Source organism: Paraburkholderia megapolitana (genome assembly GCF_007556815.1).
Classification (GTDB): domain Bacteria; phylum Pseudomonadota; class Gammaproteobacteria; order Burkholderiales; family Burkholderiaceae; genus Paraburkholderia; species Paraburkholderia megapolitana.
This window is the reverse complement of the sequence record NZ_CP041745.1, coordinates 2794487-2813241: the sequence shown is the minus strand read 5'-3', so window position 1 is coordinate 2813241 and position 18755 is coordinate 2794487. Positions and strand designations below refer to the sequence as shown.

The window sequence follows — 18755 nt, the reverse complement described above, 5'->3', positions numbered from 1 at the left end:
TAAGTGGAGAGGTGTTGCCCAGTAGTCGCTCAGTAGCCGCTCAGTAATCGAACAGCCGCGCCGGATTGTCGGCGAGGATCATCTTGTGTACGGCCGGATCGGAGGTCCATGCGCCGAGCAGGTTCAGCAACTCGCCGCTGTCGCGCGTCGAATCGGGAATGTGCGGCCAGTCGGAACCCCAGATCACCTTGTGCGGTGCAGCCTCGATAATGCCGCGCGCCATCGGCGCTACCGCATCGTAACCGCGGTGCTTCGCAATGCGATATGGCGCGCTCAGTTTTAGCCAGCAACTGCCGGTTTTCAGCAACGCGAGCAGGCGTTCGAAGTCGGCGGGCGTGAGGCCGTCTTCTTCGAGCATGTAGCCCATGTGATCGATGACGAAGTCGGTTTCGACATCGCCGAGAAACGGAATCAGGTTGCGCACGACCCATCCCGGCGCATAGAACTGCAGATGCCAGCCGAGGCCCGCGCAGCGCTGCGCCATCCGCGAGATGTAGTGCTGGATTTCCGCGGTGGGTTGACCCGAGCGCGCGAACAGATCGAGACGCACGGCGCGCACGCCGGCTTCGTGAAAGCGGGCCAGCGTGGCATCGTCGGTGTCTTCTTCGATCATCACGACACCGCGTGCGCCTGGGCCGGCAACCTGCAGCGTGTCGAGCAGACAGCGGTTGTCGGTGCCGTAGAAGCTCGGTTGCACGATCACGAAGCGCTCAAGGGCGAGTACGTCCATCAGCTTCAGGTAATGCGCGAGCGCGCCGTCGGGCAACGTGTAATGCGGATGCGCAACGCATGGATACTGGTCGAGCGGTCCGAAGACGTGCATGTGCGCATCGCATGCGTGAACGGGCATTGCGAAGGCGGGGCGCGACAGCGTAGCGGGGTCGCGCATCGGTGTGGAGATCAGCGGGGTTTCTGCCATGACGGGTCGATAAATAGGTAGATCGATTGGTTCGATTGAAGAACGATGTAGTCGTGTGTGCTGTATCAGGAAAGCGCGGCGCGGCTGCTGTCGATGCGCTGCCGCAACGCGCCGAGAAACAGATCGGTGTCGATGCCGGCGAAGATGTAGCGCACCGCGCCTTCGCGGCGCAGTGTGGTGAGCGCTTCGCCATCGGGCATGCCGCCGACCAGCGCGACCTTGCCGTGCCGATGCGCGGCGGCGATCACGCGACGGCACGCGTCGACCACCTCGGGATGCGTCGATTCGCCTGCATGACCGAGATCGGCGCTGAGGTCGTTGCAGCCCACGCCGATCACGTCGACGCCGGGGACTGCAGCGATCGCATCGGCGGCGTCGACACCGGCGCGGCTTTCGATCAGCACCTGGACCGCGGTGGCATCGTTCAGGCGCTGGTTCAGTTCGCGAGCGTGCAGTTTTTCGAAGTGGACGTAGGGAAGGGTGGCGAGTTGCGAGCGCTGACCGAACGGCGGGAAACGCGTCGCGGTGACTGCATCTAGTGCCTGAGTTGCCGTTTCGACGCGCGGCACGATGATGCCGAGCGCGCCGCCGTCGAGCACGCGATTGATCGTGCCGTAATCGCGTTCCGGCACGCGTACCCACGGCGACAGACCGATGTCGAGCGCGCATCCGCACATCTGCGCGACGGTGTCGACGGGCAGCGTGCTGTGTTCCATGTCGATCCAGACCGTGTGATAGCCCGCGACCTTGGCCCAGCGAATCACGTCGGTCGTGCGCGAGGCACGAATGCCGAGTGCATAGACCGGTTCGCCCGCGCGCAGCCGTTCGGTCAGTTCGATGCCGTTCATCGTGTCTCCATCGTGTTTCGTGTTATCGGTGCGAACCAGTATCGCCCTGAAAACAGATTTGATTTATTCTCTAAAACCAGTTTATTGATTTGGAGAAAAAATCAATGAATCTCCGGCATCTCGAGTATTTCGCGGTTCTTGCCGAAGAACTGCATTTCAGGCGCAGCGCCGAACGGCTCGGCATTACCCAGGCGCCGCTGAGTCTCGCGATCCAGTCGCTGGAGACCGAACTCGGCGCGCGGCTGTTTCATCGCACGCGTCGTACGGTTTCGCTGACCGAAGCGGGGCTCTCGCTGTTCGACGATGTGCGCGGCGTGCTCGCGCGCCTCGAGATGGCGAAAGAAAATGTCTGGCAGACGGTGAGCGGCCAGGTGGGTCGGTTGCGGGTGGGGTTTACGAATGCGTCGTCGCTGTCGCCGTTTTTCCCGCGGCTGATTCACGCGTACCGGACGAGTCGCCCCGGTGTGCAGATCGTGCTGCGCGAGCTGTCGTCGTTACAGCAGATCGAAGCGCTCGATACGCGTGAGCTCGATGTTGGGTTGTTGCGGTTGCCGCCGGAAATGCCGGCGCCCGCGCAGGATCTCGTGCTTGCGCCGCTGCTCGAAGAACCGTTGCTGCTCGCGGTGCATGCGGGTCATCGGCTGGCGAAGAAACGCACGGTGTGCATCGCCGATCTGCGCGGCGAGCCGTTTATTGCGTACCCACGCCAGGCCGGTGTCGCGCTGTTTTCGCAGACGCTTGCGCTGTGCGAGAAGCGCGGTTTCACGCCCGATATCGTGCAGGAGGCGCAACAGGCGTCGACATTGATTGGTTTGACTGCGACGGGGCTCGGTGTGGCGCTCGTGCCGGCGTCGCTACGCGCGATCTCGGTGCCCGGTGTTGTGTTTCGCGAACTGAGCGATAGCGATACGACCGCTACGCTGTATATCGCGCATCGGCGGGGGGATGCGAATTCGCGGGCGGTGCAGTTTGCGGAACTGGCACAAACAGTGCAGTAGGCCGGTATCGATCTGCGGCCATTGATAGAACGGGCGATGGTAAAAAAGCGCCAGGTCTGCCGAAATGCTTGTGCTGGCGTTCTATTCAGTCAAATACTATTCTGTTACAGGTTTCGGGTTGCTGCCTGCGCTTATGCACCGGCTTTCGACAACGTCATTCAACACAACCTCGCCTTAGGCACTCTGAGAAGAGCCCTCTCGCGACGCACGTTTCAAGGGCCGGGCTGCAACGCGGCACGGCGGAACTGACGAGTAACTCATCACTACGGTGGTCGCCCATGCATAGCCAAGCCATCAAATGTGTCTTGCTTCTCGTGTGCGGGTGCCCGCTTGTGGCGAACACTTACGCCGCCGAATCGATTGGCACGGTCAAGACCGTCAAAGGGGCGGTACATATCGAGCGCACCGGGCAGAACCTGGATGCTGCGATCGGCAGCGATGTGTTCGGCAGCGACCGCGTCGTGACGGGTCCCGCTTCCTCCGTTGGCATCACGTTGCGCGACAACACGCTGTTATCCGAAGGCTCCAACTCCGTACTCGAACTCAACAAGTTCGCCTTCAACACCACCACCTACCAGGGGACGCTCGACGCCACCATCCGGCGCGGCTCGCTCGCCGTCGTGGATGGCGAGCTCGCAAAGGCGAATCCGGAATCGGTGCGCTACAGCACGCCGACCACCACGCTCGGCGTGCGCGGCACCGAATTCATTATCGAAGTCGGCGGCGAAAGCGGGAGCGGGCGTTGAAAGTGTCCATCCAGAGCGACCGGTTGAGACCGGCGGCGTTAATCGTCACAACCTGCCTTTGCGCGTGCAGCTCGACGCCGGACAAGATCACCTTGTTGCCGGATCCGGGCGGGAGCGTCGGCGCCGTCGTCGTCAAGAGCGTTAACACAACGCAGGTGATCGACACCGCCTATGCGCAGGCCAGTGTTGCGAGGAACGGCGCGATCGAAGTGACCGAGGGGAACCCGTCCGACGTGCAGGGGCGCTATGGCGATCTGCTGGCCGCACGCCCCCCGCGTCCCATGACGTTCACCATCAACTTTCTGTTCGACTCCGCTACCCAGATGGCCCCGGATTCGGCGGCCACTGTCACGAAGCTGAAGACTGCGCTGGCAACGTGGCCCGCTCCCCATCTCACGGTGGTCGGTCATACCGATTCACCAGGTTCCGTCGAATTCAACGACAGGCTCTCGATACGCCGCGCCCAGACTGTCGCCGCATTCCTCACCAAGGCCGGCATACCCGCGCAGCAAATCGAAACCGCCGGACGCGGCAAGCGCGAGCCGATCGTGCACACGGCAGACGGCGTGCCGAGCCAGATGAACCGCCGTGTCGTGATCACGATTCAGTGAACCGGACCATGGCGCACCGCCTCGCGTGATCGTCGCCTCTTTTCCGCCGTCGACATGAAGCGCTATCTCAACACCGGGCTCATCTTCATTAGAAGCATGCTCAGAGCGCGTAAAGGGCGGCCCTGGGCGCTCGTCGTGCTGTTCACCCTGGTCCTGCTCGATCTATGCGGCGAGTGGCCGACCAATGTGTCGCGTCCGGCCTTTCTCAATACGTTCAACGGCGTGCTTCCGGACGCCTTCGGTTCGGCGCGGCAACTGCTGTTCGACCACTACCAGCGCCGTTTTCCGCGCGTGCCGACGACGCAGCCGGTAATCGTTGTCGAAATCGACGACAAGACGCTGGAAGCCGTCGGTCAATGGCCGTGGCCGCGCAACCGGCTGGCTACCCTCGTCGACGCGATCGCCGCACAGAAACCGCTGGCGATCGGTCTCGACATCTACATGCCGGAACTCGATCAAACCTCACCGGCCACGGTGGCCGACAATCTGCCGCCCTCGGCGGCGGACATTGCGACCCAGTTGCGGACACTACCGAGTCACGAGCGCATTCTTGCCACGTCGTTGCGCGCGGCGCCGTCCGTACTCGGCGCGGCTGCTTTCGATCACGCCACATCCACGACCAGTACGGACCTGCTGAGCACGCCGATCCTCGTGCATGGCCCGGACCCGCTGGGCAAGATGCAGCGCTTTCAGTACGTGCTGGCGAGCCTTTCAGAGCTGCAGGGCGCGGCGCATGGCCAGGCGATGCTGAACGTGGCCCAGGAACAGGGCACAGTGCGGCGGGTTCCGCTCATCATGGGTCTCGGTGACAAGATGGTTCCCGGCCTGCCGATCGAGATGCTGCGGGTCGCTATCGGCGCTCCCGCGGTGGACGTGTACGCGGACGAGTCAGGCGTGCAGGCGGTGGGTGCCGGGGACCTGCGGGTTCCCACGCAGCCCGACGGCGACATCTGGCTATATTTCGCGTCGATCCAGGCGACGCAGCAACGCTATGTGTCGGCAAGCGATGTCCTGCAAGGCAGGATCAGTGCGACGCGCTTTCGCAACAAGCTGGTGCTGGTCGGGCTGACAGGCACTGGCCTGACCGACACGCGCACCACAGCGCTGGGCGAGCTGGTGCCCGGCATCGAAATCCAGGCGCAGGGTATCGAAACGATCTACGAAGGCCGGCTCCTGCGCAGGCCAATCTGGCTTCAATGGGCGGAAATCGGCTTTATCGTCGCGTTTGGCCTGCTGTTCGTCTGGTACGTGCCGCACTCCGACTCGCGGATCGCGGTATTCATCAACACGGTGCCGAAGGCGTCTGCGCTTCTCGGCCTGTCGCTCAACCTGCTGATACTTTCCGTCTGCATGGTGTTGTTCAAGTATTTCAACCTGCTGGCCGATGCGACGTCGGCCTTCATCATCCTTTTCGCGGTCATCGGCAGCTTTTTCTCTACCTCGGTGCTGGCTCAGGAGACGCGAAACCAGCCCGATGACGCCGAGGCCCACACGTCCGAGGATGACGTCCGCACGGGCAGCAACGCGGCGGAGTAGTGCGACGTCCTGCGAATAGATTTACTGCCGATGGGCCAACGGTTGCAAAGGCCGCTGCGCTGGTTGCTTGCGCTGCTTCGATGGCTTCTTGCCATGCAGACTAGCCGGCCCTCCCGCCACATCATCCGCAAGCTGGCCCGCGTCGACGCACTTGCCCGCTTCCCACGTATCAGTCAGCGTTTTGCGCAGTTTGCGCAATTCGTCGCGCTGCGCACGCAACGTAGCCATCAACTCCCCGATCTCCCCGAGCCGCATGTCGACCCCGTGCAGCAGATCCTCTTTCGACAGATCCTGCTGATTGGCAAACGCACAACGCAGCCGCTCAAGCGAAAACCCCAGACTCTGCGCGATCTGGATCAACCGCAGGCGCTCGAGCGCCGTATTCCCGTAGTCGCGATAACCATTGGCGCCGCGCTCCGGCTCCGGCAGCAGCCCGCTTTGCTCGTAATAGCGAATCGCGGACGCTGCCAGCCCCGTTTTTGCCGCCAGTTCACCGATTTTCATGGCACTTGACCTTCAAGTTGACTTGAATCTTAGTATAGCGGCATCTCATCTTTTGTTTGTGTGCTGACATGACTACATCTTTGTTTACGCCGCTCCGTTTACCGAACGGGACCACCTTACCCAACCGCATTGCCAAGGCCGCGATGGAGGAAAACATGGCCGCTGCCGGGCAGCTTCCCGGCTCGGCGCTGTACCGGCTGTACGGCGCATGGGCCGACGGCGGCTCCGGGTTGATCATTACGGGCAATGTGATGATCGATGGGCGCGCGCTGACCGGCCCCGGCGGCATCGTGCTCGAAGCGAACACGCCGCTTGCGCCGTTCGAGGAATGGGCGCGCGTCGCGCGCCGCAAAGGCGGCCATGTGTGGATGCAGATCAATCATCCGGGCCGTCAGGTCAACGCCGATATGGGTGGAACCGCATGGGCGCCGTCGGCTGTCGCGCTCGATCTCGGCAAGTACAGCAAGCGCTTCGCGCAACCGCAGGCGATGAACGAAGCGCAGATCCAGGAGATCATCGAGCGCTTCACGGCGACATCTGTGGCGGCCGAACGGGCAGGCTTCACCGGCGTCGAAATTCACGCGGCCCACGGCTATCTGATCTCGCAGTTTCTGTCGCCGCTCACCAACCAGCGCACCGATGCGTGGGGTGGCAGTCTCGCCAATCGCGCGCGTCTGTTGCTGGAAGTCGTGCGGGCGGTGCGCGAGCGCGTGTCGCCCACATTCTGCGTGAGCGTGAAGCTGAATTCCGCCGATTTCCAGCGCGGCGGTTTTTCCGAGGACGACGCGAAGCAGGTCATCCTGTGGCTGAACGAAATGCAGGTCGATCTAGTCGAGTTGTCGGGTGGCAGCTATGAAAGCCCCGCGATGCAGGGACGTACCGCAGACGGCCGCACGCTCGCGCGCGAAGCGTACTTCCTCACGTTCGCGAAGGAACTGGCGGCCGCGGCCAAGATGCCGGTGATGACGACCGGCGGCATCCGTCGGCGCGCAGTTGCCGAAGACGTGATTGCGAACGGCGTGGCCGTCGCGGGCATAGCGACCGCGTTGGCGCTGGCGCCCGATCTGCCAGCGCGCTGGCAGGCAGGCGGCGATCACACCACGGTGAACCAGCAGGTCGGCTGGAAGGATCAGGTGATGGCGGCGCTCGCCCGCATGGCGCTCGTCAAGCGCCGCCTGCGGGCGCTCGGAGCGGGGCGGCTGTCACCGCAATCGTACTCGGCGGCATTTACGCTGGTGGTCGACCAGTTGCGCACGCGCCGGCTCACGCGTCGCTATCGGCGCTGGAGCCAGGCGCGCGCGTGAACCTGGGTCGAAGAAGAAGTCTGTCCGTCAGATCACCACTTCCGGTGGCGGCTGACGGAACAGACGCGTGATCCAGCACAGGTACACGAGGCCGAGCGCAAACCAGATCGCGCCAAGCACGAGTGCGGTCTTCTCGAGGCTGACGAGCAGCCACAGATCGGCAATCGCGCCGATGAGCGGAAACAGCAGCCCGCCAATCACACCCATGCGTCGATCGCCGTGATTGCCCGACAGGTAAATGCGGATCACACACACGTTGACGGCGGTGAACGCGAGGAACGCGCCGAAATTGATGAACGACGTCGACGTAGCGACATCGAGCTTCAACGCAATCAGCCCGACGATGCCCGCAATCGCGATGTTGATCGCCGGCGTCTTGAAGCGCGGATGGATGAAGCCGAAGATGCGCTTCGGCAGGATTTCGTCGCGGCCCATCGCATACAGCAGACGCCCGACGCTTGCCTGCGCGGAAATCCCAGAGGCGAACTGCGCGAGAATCAGCCCGGCAAGAAACACACTCACGAACAGGTCACCACCGATCGTCTTCGCAACTTCGAACGCGGCCGAGTCGGTGTCCTTGAAGTCGACGCCGGGATGCGCGAGCTGCATCGTGTACGACGCGACCACGAAAATCGCGCCACCGATCAATGCAATGAGCAGAATCGCACGCGGCATGTTCTTCTTCGGATCGATGGTTTCTTCGGTCAAGGTCGAGACCGCGTCGAAGCCGAGGTACGAATACGCCGCGATTGCCGCGCCTGCCATCGTCGACGAGAGTGGCACGTGCGCCTTGAAGAACGGCTCGGCCATCGCAATGCCGCCGGGGCCCGCCGCTGCGGCGGCGTAGTGCCAGCACAGCGCGACGAACAGCGCGACGATTGCAAGTTGCACGACCATCAGCACGATGTTGAAACGCGCCGCCAGTTCGATGCCGACGATATTCAGCGCACTGGTCAGCACGATGAACGCGACGATCCAGATCCACGAGGGCACAGTCGGAAACGCGGCGTTCAGATACGCGGCGCCGATCAGCCAGATCACCATCGGCAGGAAGAAATAATCGAGCAGCGTCGCCCAGCCGATCATGAAGCCCAGATGCGCATTGAAGGTCTTGCGCGTATAGGTGTACGCGGAACCCGCCACCGGATAGAGCCGTGCGAGCTTGCCGTAGCTAAGCGCGGTGAACGCGATCGCGATCAGTGCGAGCAGATAGGCGAGGGCGGCGGTGTCGTCGCTGGCCTTGGCGAGCACACCGTAGGTGCCGTACACGATCAGCGGCGCCATATAGGCGAGGCCGAACAGCAGCACGGACGGCAGCCCGAGCGTGCGTTTCAGATGCGGTTGAGCTTCCGTGTCTTGCATGATGTCTCCGAGGCCCTGTGCAGGCTTGAACGACCGCGTCCGGAGCGTGAGCTTTGCGCGGGCATGGTATGGCGTTGGCTGAAATGGGCCGCCTGAAACAGCGCGGTCCGCAAAACGCGTAAAAGAAAGGCTGAAACGCGGTAGGGCAACGACTGAAAAGCGATGACTAAAAGCGCTTGAGAAATTCGCTTGAGAACTTCGCCGCTCAGTCGTAACGACGACGTGCTTCGATCACCAGCGAGCGCGAGCCGTCTTCATGATCGACGCGCGTGAGACCGAGCGGCACGCGCGCATCGTGCAGATAGCGGTAATGCTCGCGGCTCGTTTCGAGCCGTGTGAGATCGATGCGCGCACGCAGCACGGTCTCTTCGGCACCGGCTTCGGCGGCCACGTCCCCTGACGGCTCGAAGAGCGTCGATTCGCCGGGGAAGGTCAGGTTGTCGTCGCCCGCGCCGCAGCGGTTCACCATTACGGCGAACATCTGGTTTTCCATCGCGCGCGCAGTCATCGCGCGGCGATGCACCGGGCCGAACGGATCCATATTGCCGTTGGTGACGATCAGCAGATCGGCGTCGAGCGTGGCGAGTGCGCGCACGCCTTCCGGAAACTCGATGTCGTAGCAGATCTGCAGGCCGACCGTGAGGCCGTTCCACTGGCAGACTTCGAAGCGGTCGCCAGGCGTGAAGACGCCGACATCGGACGCCCACAGGTGCACCTTGCGGTAGCGCAGCAGGATCGCGCCGCTCTTGTCGATCAGCACGGTCGTGTTGTAGAAGCGGCTGCCGTCGCGTTCGGCGAAACCTACGGCGGCGGCGACACCGGCCTCGCGTGCGGCATTGCGCACGGCGCTGAGCGCGGGACCGTCGACCGCCTGGGCGACGTCTCCGACATTCTCGCGGGTCGGAAAACCCGACAGCGAGGTTTCGGGGAAGACGATCAGTTGCGTGCCGCCTGCCACGTCGGCGCGACCGATGGTTTCGATTACCTTACGGGTATTGTGTTCGACGTTGCTGTCGACGAGCGCGAGTTGCGCGAGTTCCACCTGCATCGTGTGTCTCCTTCCAGATACCTTGCAGTCGCCCGGGCAGCGCTGCCGCATGATTCCGTCCGGCGCATTATCAGTGTGTTATTTTTGTCCGGAAATTACCCACGTGGGTTACCTCACCGGAGCAGATATGGAGTTCGAATGGCGCGATCTCGCGTTTCATCGGGAGATTGGCTCAGCCATCGACGCTCTCGACAGCCCGCATTTCTGGGCCCGTCTCACGCGCGTGCTGGAGCGGCACATCAAGTTCGACAGCTGGGTGGCGCTGCGCTTCACGCGCGCGGCTCCGCCGTTTGTGTGCGCCGAGCAGGCGTTGCCGGACGGCAAGCCCGACCTGATGTTTCAGGACTATCTCGCGGCGCTCTATCAACTCGATCCGTTCTATCTCGCCGCGCTCGAAACGCGCGCGTCGGGCTTCTTCACGCTCGCTGACGTGGCGCCCGACAACTTCCGCATGACCGAGTACTACCAGCGGTATTTTTGCAAGAACGTCGTCGGCGACGAAGTGCATTTCAATGTCGTGATCGACGCCGATCACACGATGGCGTTTTCGCTCGGCAGCAGGCGTCGTTATCACGAGCGCGAAATTGCGTTGCTCACGCTGTTCGCGCCGTGGGTGCTTGCGCTCATGCAGCAGCGGCTGCGCTATGAGAATTTTGGTCCGGCCGGCGAGACTGTGCTTGTGACCGAAGCCGACGCCGCCGATGCCACCGATCTACCCGCGCGCATCGGCGCATTGTCCGGCAGGAACGGCCGCGGTGTGCTGACCGCGCGCGAGATCGAAGTGGCGATGTTGTCGTTGAGCGGGTTTTCAACGCGCGCGATTGCGGAGAAACTCGCGATCTCGTTCGAGACCGTGCGCGCGCACAAGAAACACATCTACGCGAAGCTCGGCATCGGCTCGCAGTCGGAACTGTTCGCGATGTTCTACGAGCCGGGACATCGCGAGAGCGATATCCCGGCGTAGCGGTGTCGCCGCTTACGGCGTTACAGCGTTACGGCGTCCAGCGATGCACGATGATGCTTGAGTCGTTGTAGTTATCTTTGGTGATCACGTACTGCCCGGTCGACTGCAGATACGCTCTGAGCCCATACATCGAATCGACGTCGTTACCGACACTCACGGTGCTCGGGCTCGCATTGATCAACGTTGTGTCGAGGTTGCCGGTGGTGAGATTGAACACGTCGATGTTAGGCACGGTGTGCACGTATCCGGCGAACAGATAGTTGCCGGCCGCCGTAATCGACTTCGGATTGGCGACGGTGAGCACAGGGTTAGGCTTGGTCATGTTGCCCGCGGCCCAGCCGTGATACACCTCGATCCGCGTGCCGATCGACGTCCAGTCGATGCTGCCGATAATGCCTTGCGCGAGGATCATCGTGTCGCTCTCCGCGAGGTAGATGATGCGCGTCATCGGTCTGACGCTAAGCGGAATGTAGAGCGCGATGCCCGGTCCCCACGATGGCTTGCCGGTAGCATCGAAGCCAATCAATGGATAGTGATAGATGTGGTTCGTCCGGTCGAGACCGGCCCAGATGTCTCCCTTGCTATCGATAGAAAATCCACCCGTGATCGGTGCCGTCGTATTGAACGCCGTACCCGGAATCGACGCATCCGGTATCGCGACATAGCCGTTCGCAGCGTTGAAGTGGAACAGGTAGAAGATCGCCGGGTTCTGTCCTGACGCAACCAGAATGCGGTTGCCGCCTACCGAGACAATCTGCCCGAAGTGCTCGTCGCGCTGCGTATCGTTGATGTTGAGGCGCGGATCGGATGGATAGTCGATCGGATCGACGGTGTTCGCAACGAAGGTTCCTCCGGCGGTGCCCGTGTAGATGTTAGTGCCGCTATAGAAGTACGCCCCGTCCGTACCCGGATCGGGTGCGCCGACGCCCTCGAAGTTCAGCGACTGCAGTGTCCATTGCAGGACGCCTTTGTTGTAGGCGTGAATATCGGTGCCGCCGTCGCGGCCGAGATCCCAGCCGCCGCCCCATGGATTGTTCAGCACATAGAAGTTGCCGGCGGAGTCCTTGCCGATACCGGTGACGCGCGTGAAGCGCTTGTCGCCGACCTGGCCTTTGATACCCGTCGTGTTGTCGAGATATCCGCCTTTGATCCCAAACGTACCGACCTGAAATGGAATGAGCCAGGTGTTGTAGACCTTGATGTTCATGTCCGGCCCTTCGTCGCCGACAACGAGCAGTTGTTTCGTCGTGTCGAAGAACAGCGCCGAAGGTTTCGCACCAGTGGGCATCTGGATGGTGTTCATCGCCGTGCCGGTGGAACTGAATTCGGCGATTGTGCCTGCGCTCTTCTGGGCGACCCAGAGATTGCCGGAGCTGTCGATGGCGAGCGCACCTGGCGACGTCACGTTGATGTCCTGCTGCCAGACACCGTCTGTGGTGTAGACGCGGACCCGATTGCCAGGCAGGTCGCTCGCATACAGCACCGAGCCCGAGGTGGCGAGCCCGGTCACGACATCGGCATGGGTTTCGGTTGTGTCCGCACTGACGTTGATGAGTACATCGCGCGTTTGCGTGGTGCGGTTGTAGCGTCCCACTGCGCCGCTGCCGTACACGTTGTTGAATTGCAAGGCGGCGAAGATCGATGTGGCGTTGCCGGTAATGGCGCTGCCCTGGAACTCGTTGTGCAGGCCAAACGAGCCGATGCTCTTGCCGCTCTGATAGAGCGCAACACCACCTTCGTTTTCATCCCAGAACGACGCCGTGTAGATGACGCCTTCGGGCGCGACCCACATCGAGCGCGCGGTACTGCCCACATGCGTGGCGTCGGTGCCGAAGGTGTTGGCGATCCAGTCGGTGGTGTACTGCTGCGCCTGACATACCGGCGCGATCGCAGCGATCAGCACGGCGGAAAGAAACGCGGAATAGATGCGATGCTTGATCATCGGTGAATCCTCTCAGCAGTATTGTTTTTCCCTGACCTCCCAATATAGTTCGCGAATCGCGAACATGGGTGATGTTGCGATGACAATTGCACGAGAATATCGACGCGTGTTGCATGCGACGATGTTCGCAAGCCTTACACGCGCGTTAGATTGTGCGAGTGCGATGAAGAGCTGCGCACCATGTGCGTGCGCAACGGACATGCAAATGAAAGTCGAGCCTTATGCGGAGCGCATGCAGGAGATGAGCGACGCGCAGATCGATCCCACTATCTATGCAGCGGGCCACCAGACCCAGCCGCGCGTCGAACGTTGCAATTCGATGCGCGAGAGCGGGCCGATTTCGATTCGCGTGTAAGCAGTGAGCGGTGCACGTAGCGCATGCAGTAGCGCGGCGCGTATCACGACAGCATGCGTGACCGCGACGACGGCAGGCACATCGGCAAGTTGTTCGAGCCACTGCGCAACCCGCGTCGATACCGTGGCGAACGATTCTCCATCGGGCGGCGCGGCATGGGGATCGGTACTCCAGGCGGAGAGCATCGGCAGCTCGTCTGTTGCGATGTCCGCGACGCGCTGGCCATGCCAGCGACCGTAACTCATGTCGGCAAGCGCAGGTGCGATGTCGGCGGTGAGATTCAACGCTGCGGCCGTTTCGCGAGCACATGGGGCAGGGCTGCTGAACACGAGCGCATCGCGAGGCACATCGAGTTGTGTGCGATACGCATGCGCGTCGTCTTGACCGCGCGCATCGAGTGGATCGTCGGCGGGGAAGCGGCCGCTGCGCATCGCGGCGGTCGCTGCATGACTCACTAGCCATAACCGCGTGTGCATTGCGCTGATCTCCCATGAAGCATGTGCCGCGAAGTTTAGCGCGTAGAATAACGCCGCTGAAGCAAGGAAGCCGGTGCAAGTCCGGTGCGGTCGCGCCACTGTAATCGGTTCAATGAAGAACCGGAAGCCAGACCCTCGCTTCGCGTCATCTTTTTCTCACGACCACCACGACTATCGGGGCGCGTAACCCCAGGAGAAGTCCGTCATGACCGATGCTGTTTTCAAACCGGCTGTCCAGCCGGTGCCGATCCCTCTGCGTGAATTGCTGCCGTGGATTATCTTCGGCGGCCTGCTGCTGTTACTGGCGATCTACTTCGTCGGCGCCGAAGAGGGCGCGACGTCGTTGATCCCCGGCATGTACGTGCACGAGTTCGTGCACGACGGCCGCCATCTGCTCGGCTTTCCTTGCCACTAACCGGGAGTCGACATGGTCGGTAGATTGTTGATGCGCGGGATGCTCACGGGCATCGTCGCGGGATTGCTCACGTTCACTTTTGCGAAGATCGCCGGCGAACCGCAGGTCGATCAGGCGATCTCGTTCGAAGAGAAGGCCGATGCGGCGAAGGGCGAAGCTCCCGAACCGGAAATTGTCAGCCGTCACACGCAGGCGGGGCTCGGTTTGTTGACCGGTGTAGTCGTGTATGGCGCAGCGGTGGGCGGGTTGTTCTCGCTCGTGTTCGCGTATGCATATGGCCGCTCGGGTCGGCTCGGTGCACGTGCATTGTCGGCGTTGCTCGCGCTCGCAGCGTTCGTCGCGATCGTGATCGTGCCGAATCTCAAGTACCCGGCGAATCCTCCGTCGATCGGCGACCCCGAGACGATCGGCTATCGCACGGGCCTGTTCTTCCTGATGATCGCGATCTCGCTGGCGGCGACGGTGTTTTCGTTGAAGCTGCGCCGTCACGCGGCGGCACGCTTCGGTGCGTGGAACGGAGCGATCGTGGCAGGTGCGGTTTTTATCGTCATCATCGCGGCCGTGCAACTTGGTCTACCGTCGATCAACGAAGTGCCGGTTGCATTCCCCGCTGCGCTGCTGTGGAAATTCCGCCTCGCGGCGCTTGGCATGCAGGCGATCATGTGGACGACGATCGGGTTGCTGTTCGGTGCGCTCGTCGAGCGTGCACAGCAGAGCTCGCGCAACGTGTTGCCGGCCGGGCTGTGAACGGTTGAAGTCGAGAAGTCGAGCGAGCGCGACATCGGCGAAATCCTGCTGCGCGTTGCTGCTTCACATCGGCGCGGGCCGATGTTGCCGCAGCAGTCCATCGCGAATGAACTGCGCGAGTTCGCGTCCGGCCGGGTTGGCGCCCTGCGCAGGAAATCGCAGGCTGATCGCGAACGGCGGAAGTTCGGGCAGTTGAGCATCCGCGCTGAGAATGTCGAGATCGGCGGGCACGGTCGACGTCAGCCACGCGGTCACAGCGAGCCCGCTGCGCACCGTCGCGGTGGTCGCTTCGATGTTGCCGCTCTCGAAGACCGTGCGCCACTCGATGCCACTGCTGCCCAGCGCACCGAGCACGGTCTGCCGGAATGCGCAGGTGTCGCTCACCATCGAGACCGGCAGCGGTCGCTTCAGATGCGCGCTGCCGCCGCGCGCGCCGACCCACACCAGGCGTTCGACACGCAGACATTCGCCACTTGCTTCGGTTGCAGGTTCTTCGATCACTGCGACATCGAGCGAACCGCGCGCCAGTGCCTCCGCGAGTTCCGGCGATGAACCGCAGACAATCGCCATCTCCACGTTCGGCCACGCTTCGGTAAACGCCTTGAAGATCGGCGCGAAGCAGGCGCCGACCAGATCGTAGGGGACACCCAGGCGCACCTGGCCGAGTATCGGACGGGCCGCCATATCCGCCCAGATTTCATCGTTCATGCCGAGCAGGCGTTTCGCCTTGCCGAGAAAGCGCTCGCCGACCTGGGTCAGTTCGAGCTGGCGTCCGACGCGATCGAACAGGTCGCAACCCAAAGCCTCCTCGAGGCGCTTGATCTGCTGGCTCACCGCGCCTTGGGTCAAATGCAGGCGGTTGGCGGCAACGGTCATGCTGCTGTGGTCGGCAACCACAACGAAAGTGCGCACCAGTGCGAGGTCGAGATTTCGGTTCATCGTCACATTATATTGTCTAATGTGAATCATCAGAAACTTTCGATTTTCTAATGTGAACGAGATGACTACAGTGACGTTTTGCTCCGGAACGCTGCCATGTCCTTCGTCGCCACCTCGACCGGCTCGATCGCACCGTTGATCCTGTTTGCCGCCGTTGCCACCGTGACGCCCGGCGGTGCGACGGCGCTCGCCACTGCGTCGGGCTCGCAGTTCGGCTTTCGCCGCTCGATTCCGTTGATGGCGGGCATCGCGCTGGGGCTTGCGTCGCTGGCCGCCGCTGCCGCCGCCGGTCTCGCTGGCGTGCTGCTGGCCGCGCCCGTGCTGCAGACCGGCATGAAGGCGATCGGCAGCGCATATCTGCTGTGGCTGGCGTGGCGGGTCGCGCGCAGCGGGGCGCCCGATCTCGACCGCTCGACGGCGGCGCCCACCACCTTGCTCGGCGGGGCGTGTCTGCTCTGGCTCAATCCGAAGGGTTGGGCCATGGCCCTCGGCGCGGCGGCGTCGTTCGCGATGCTCGCGAATGGGCCGCTGCATCTCGCGTTGTTGCTTGGCGGCGCGTTCGGGGTGTCGGCGGCGGTGTCGCTGTCGCTGTGGTGCGCAGCTGGCGTGCTGCTCGCGCGGCTGGTGCGCACCGAGCGGCAATGGCGCATTGTCAATACGCTACTCGGCGTGTTGCTGGCGGTATCGATTGTTCCAATGTGGAGATAGCAATGGTTGCAACAGGGTTTGCGGAATCGTTCGACCTGATGTCCGCGTTCGACGCGGTGACCGAATACTGGTCGCCGAAAGTCGTGGCGCAGGTCAACGATCAGTACATGAAGATCGCGAAGGTGAAGGGCGAACTGGCGTGGCACAGTCACCGCGACGAGGACGAACTGTTCTACGTGGTGCGCGGCCGGCTGCGGATGGAATACGAAGGCGGCCGCGTCGTCGAGCTTGGCGAGGGGGGCGTGCACGTTGTGCCAAAAGGCGTGCTGCACAATCCGGTTGCGCAGGACGAGTGCTGGATCGTGCTGATCGAGGCGGTGACGACGCGTCACACGGGCGACGTCGACACGCCGCTCACGCGCACGATCGAGCAGCAACTCGGATAGTTGTGTGGCCCCATCAGTTGTGTCTTGAATCGAAGCCGCCGGAAATGCGACACTCGCGGTTCACACATATTGTCCGCAAACGCCCCTTCGGGCGTGGGACCGGAGTAAGTGCTTTGCATGGGGCCCGAGTAACGCGCTAAAGCGCGAACTCTGGCCGACAGCTAAAGCGCTAACTCCGATCGACAGGAGGCACTGAATGTTTTCGCTTTCCACGCTGGGCACTTTCGTCGCTGTCGTGCTGGGGCTGATGCTGATCCCCGGGCCGGCCGTTCTGCTGGTCCTGACCCGCACCGTACAGGGCGGTCGTAAAACCGGCATCCTGACCGGGCTCGGCATCGCCACCGGCGATTTCATCCACACGCTGTGCGCGGCGGCCGGCCTGTCGGCGCTGCTGATGACGTCGTCGCTCGCGTTCAACGCCGTCAAGCTGATCGGTGCCGCGTACCTGGTTTATCTCGGCGTGCGCGCGCTGCTCGAGAAACCGTCCGACCCGACACTGCCGAAAATTCCCGCCGTGACACCGGCACAAGCGTTCTGGCAGGCGATTCCCGCCGAAGTGCTGAACCCCAAGACCGCACTGTTCTTTCTCGCTTTCCTGCCGCAGTTCGTGCATCCGGGACAGGGTTCGTCGTTTGCGCAGTTCGCCGTGCTCGGCGGCGTGTTCGTCGTGTTGAGCGTGCTTTACACCACCGTGCTCGCGCTCACGATCCGTCCGCTCGGCCGGCTGGTCAAAAGGCTGACGTGGCTCGTCCGCTGGCAGGGCAAGATCATCGGCACGATCTTCCTTTCGCTGGGCTTGCGAGTGGCACTGCAGCAGCGTTGAAGTTTCGGGAACGCGCAGGTCCTTTTCCACGAACCTGGAGTGACAAGATGCAGTTGATCGGCATGCTGGATTCCCCCTATGTGCGTCGCGTCGCGATTTCGCTGGCCGTGCTCGGCCTGCCGTTCGAACATCGCAACCTGTCGGTGTTTCGTCACTACGATGAGTTTGCGAAGATCAATCCGGTCGTGAAAGCGCCGACGCTGGTCGAGGACGACGGCACGGTGCTGATCGATTCGTCGCTGATCCTCGATCATCTCGACCGCAAGTTCGCGCCCGAGCGTCGCTTGATGCCCGAGGATCCGGCGGCGCGCCAACGCGCGCAGCAGGTGACGGGTTTTGCGCTCGCGGCCGCCGAGAAGACCGTGCAGAACGTCTACGAACGTAACCTGCGACCGGCGGAACGCCAGCACGAGCCATGGGTGGAGCGCGTGCAGACGCAAATGCACCACGCGTTTGCGCAGCTCGAAACGCTGGTGGCCGGCCATGACGGCTGGCTGTTCGGCGACCGCTTGATGCAGCCCGATATCACCACGGCGGTTGCCTGGCGGTTCACGCAGTTCATCTTGCCCGGTACGGTCGACCCGGCGCAGTATCCGGCTCTGGCGGCGTTCTCGGCACGTGCCGAAGCGCTGCCCGAGTTCATCGCGACACCGCTCGAATAGGCGACGGCCTGCCGCGGAGGCCCCGCCGGTAGGGCCTGCGCGGCCCGCCGCCGATTGTTCGCATCCGGCGACAAGTGACTTCGCATTCGGCCCATTTATCCGCGGGTCGCGCCTTCCTACAATGCTCCCATCGAAACGTCAATTGCGGCACGGCGCCGAAGCGGCACCGCCCGATGGGAGCAGTCATGAGAGACCTGATCGTACGTCAGCTGTATCACCCGGCAGTGGTGCTGCCGATGGTTGCGCTCATGCAATTGATGGTGTCGCAGGATTTCAATCTCGCGCAGGTCGGCGTGATGGCGGTGACGCGCGGTGCGCAGGCAGCGTTGCATAGCGCGCGATCGCTGTTCTGTCACGGTCATTGCACGGCCTGACAGGTCGCTGCGGCACATCCCCCGACCAGCGAGGCCGAAGACACCAATCCATTCACCGCCGAGGCGTAAGATGGCACGCATCCCCACA

At 62.7% G+C, this 18755-nt stretch carries 21 protein-coding genes and 1 riboswitch; of the genes, 13 read left to right on the top strand and 8 right to left on the bottom strand.

Annotated features, from left to right (window positions below; translation table 11 throughout):
- Nucleotides 1-40 precede the first annotated feature (40 nt).
- Entirely contained in the window at nt 41-919 is an 879-nt protein-coding gene (locus FNZ07_RS25805) for an amidohydrolase family protein (protein ID WP_170275838.1), read from the bottom strand.
- 65 nt (nt 920-984) lie between these two features.
- The gene (locus tag FNZ07_RS25800; protein WP_091014475.1) at nt 985-1767 is read right to left on the bottom strand and encodes an HpcH/HpaI aldolase family protein; all 783 of its coding nucleotides are present in this window, start codon (nt 1765-1767) and stop codon (nt 985-987) included.
- 104 nt (nt 1768-1871) lie between these two features.
- Here FNZ07_RS25800 and FNZ07_RS25795 point away from each other — a divergent pair, with 104 nt between their 5' ends.
- The 4 genes from FNZ07_RS25795 (at nt 1872) to FNZ07_RS25780 (ending at nt 5658) form a co-directional block, all read left to right on the top strand.
- Nucleotides 1872-2765, top strand: coding sequence for a LysR family transcriptional regulator (locus FNZ07_RS25795; RefSeq protein ID WP_091014472.1), 894 nt, complete (start codon nt 1872-1874; stop codon nt 2763-2765).
- 332 nt (nt 2766-3097) lie between these two features.
- Nucleotides 3098-3511 (top strand): FecR family protein, encoded by a 414-nt coding sequence (locus tag FNZ07_RS25790; protein ID WP_245811525.1) that lies wholly within the window; start codon nt 3098-3100, stop codon nt 3509-3511.
- A 2-nt stretch (nt 3512-3513) separates the two neighbouring features.
- Entirely contained in the window at nt 3514-4122 is a 609-nt protein-coding gene (locus FNZ07_RS25785) for an OmpA family protein (RefSeq protein WP_245811547.1), read from the top strand.
- A 54-nt stretch (nt 4123-4176) separates the two neighbouring features.
- Nucleotides 4177-5658, top strand: coding sequence for a CHASE2 domain-containing protein (locus tag FNZ07_RS25780; RefSeq protein ID WP_091014463.1), 1482 nt, complete (start codon nt 4177-4179; stop codon nt 5656-5658).
- A gap of 21 nt (nt 5659-5679) precedes the next feature.
- Here FNZ07_RS25780 and FNZ07_RS25775 read toward each other — a convergent pair whose 3' ends face one another.
- On the bottom strand, nt 5680-6162 hold the full coding sequence (locus FNZ07_RS25775; protein ID WP_091014460.1) for a MerR family transcriptional regulator: 483 nt from the start codon (nt 6160-6162) through the stop codon (nt 5680-5682).
- A 68-nt stretch (nt 6163-6230) separates the two neighbouring features.
- On the opposite strand from FNZ07_RS25775, the gene FNZ07_RS25770 reads away from it, so the two are divergent.
- Entirely contained in the window at nt 6231-7466 is a 1236-nt protein-coding gene (locus FNZ07_RS25770) for an NADH:flavin oxidoreductase/NADH oxidase family protein (RefSeq protein ID WP_177228298.1), read from the top strand.
- 27 nt (nt 7467-7493) lie between these two features.
- Here FNZ07_RS25770 and FNZ07_RS25765 read toward each other — a convergent pair whose 3' ends face one another.
- Nucleotides 7494-8828 (bottom strand): APC family permease, encoded by a 1335-nt coding sequence (locus tag FNZ07_RS25765; RefSeq protein ID WP_091014456.1) that lies wholly within the window; start codon nt 8826-8828, stop codon nt 7494-7496.
- 205 nt (nt 8829-9033) lie between these two features.
- Nucleotides 9034-9876, bottom strand: a complete 843-nt coding sequence (locus FNZ07_RS25760) for a carbon-nitrogen hydrolase family protein (RefSeq protein ID WP_091014454.1) — start codon at nt 9874-9876, stop codon at nt 9034-9036.
- 127 nt (nt 9877-10003) lie between these two features.
- Between FNZ07_RS25760 and FNZ07_RS25755 the strand changes: the two genes are divergently transcribed.
- On the top strand, nt 10004-10840 hold the full coding sequence (locus tag FNZ07_RS25755; protein ID WP_091014452.1) for a response regulator transcription factor: 837 nt from the start codon (nt 10004-10006) through the stop codon (nt 10838-10840).
- 28 nt (nt 10841-10868) lie between these two features.
- On the opposite strand, the gene FNZ07_RS25750 is transcribed toward FNZ07_RS25755, so the two are convergent.
- Together FNZ07_RS25750 and FNZ07_RS25745 are read right to left on the bottom strand one after the other, a co-directional pair.
- Nucleotides 10869-12782, bottom strand: coding sequence for an SMP-30/gluconolactonase/LRE family protein (locus FNZ07_RS25750; protein ID WP_091014450.1), 1914 nt, complete (start codon nt 12780-12782; stop codon nt 10869-10871).
- Nucleotides 12783-13052: 270 nt separating this feature from the next.
- The gene (locus FNZ07_RS25745; protein ID WP_091014448.1) at nt 13053-13613 is read right to left on the bottom strand and encodes a histidine phosphatase family protein; all 561 of its coding nucleotides are present in this window, start codon (nt 13611-13613) and stop codon (nt 13053-13055) included.
- A gap of 14 nt (nt 13614-13627) precedes the next feature.
- A riboswitch (cobalamin riboswitch) is annotated at nt 13628-13770 on the top strand.
- Between the two features lie 48 nt (nt 13771-13818).
- On the opposite strand from FNZ07_RS25745, the gene FNZ07_RS25740 reads away from it, so the two are divergent.
- Together FNZ07_RS25740 and FNZ07_RS25735 are read left to right on the top strand one after the other, a co-directional pair.
- The gene (locus tag FNZ07_RS25740) at nt 13819-14028 is read left to right on the top strand and encodes a CbtB domain-containing protein (RefSeq protein ID WP_091014446.1); all 210 of its coding nucleotides are present in this window, start codon (nt 13819-13821) and stop codon (nt 14026-14028) included.
- Between the two features lie 12 nt (nt 14029-14040).
- Nucleotides 14041-14775: a CbtA family protein gene (locus tag FNZ07_RS25735; RefSeq protein ID WP_091014444.1), complete on the top strand. Its 735-nt coding sequence runs from the start codon at nt 14041-14043 to the stop codon at nt 14773-14775.
- 63 nt (nt 14776-14838) lie between these two features.
- Here the strand turns inward: FNZ07_RS25735 and FNZ07_RS25730 are convergent, their stop codons facing one another.
- Nucleotides 14839-15714, bottom strand: a complete 876-nt coding sequence (locus tag FNZ07_RS25730) for a LysR substrate-binding domain-containing protein (RefSeq protein ID WP_091014786.1) — start codon at nt 15712-15714, stop codon at nt 14839-14841.
- Between the two features lie 96 nt (nt 15715-15810).
- On the opposite strand from FNZ07_RS25730, the gene FNZ07_RS25725 reads away from it, so the two are divergent.
- The 5 genes from FNZ07_RS25725 (at nt 15811) to FNZ07_RS25705 (ending at nt 18667) form a co-directional block, all read left to right on the top strand.
- Nucleotides 15811-16422, top strand: a complete 612-nt coding sequence (locus FNZ07_RS25725; RefSeq protein WP_091014441.1) for a LysE family translocator — start codon at nt 15811-15813, stop codon at nt 16420-16422.
- A 2-nt stretch (nt 16423-16424) separates the two neighbouring features.
- Nucleotides 16425-16808: a cupin domain-containing protein gene (locus FNZ07_RS25720; protein WP_091014438.1), complete on the top strand. Its 384-nt coding sequence runs from the start codon at nt 16425-16427 to the stop codon at nt 16806-16808.
- Nucleotides 16809-17004: 196 nt separating this feature from the next.
- On the top strand, nt 17005-17631 hold the full coding sequence (locus tag FNZ07_RS25715; RefSeq protein ID WP_091014436.1) for a LysE family translocator: 627 nt from the start codon (nt 17005-17007) through the stop codon (nt 17629-17631).
- 47 nt (nt 17632-17678) lie between these two features.
- Nucleotides 17679-18293, top strand: a complete 615-nt coding sequence (locus FNZ07_RS25710; protein ID WP_091014434.1) for a glutathione S-transferase family protein — start codon at nt 17679-17681, stop codon at nt 18291-18293.
- Between the two features lie 185 nt (nt 18294-18478).
- Nucleotides 18479-18667, top strand: coding sequence for a hypothetical protein (locus tag FNZ07_RS25705; RefSeq protein WP_091014432.1), 189 nt, complete (start codon nt 18479-18481; stop codon nt 18665-18667).
- Nucleotides 18668-18755: the final 88 nt, after the last annotated feature.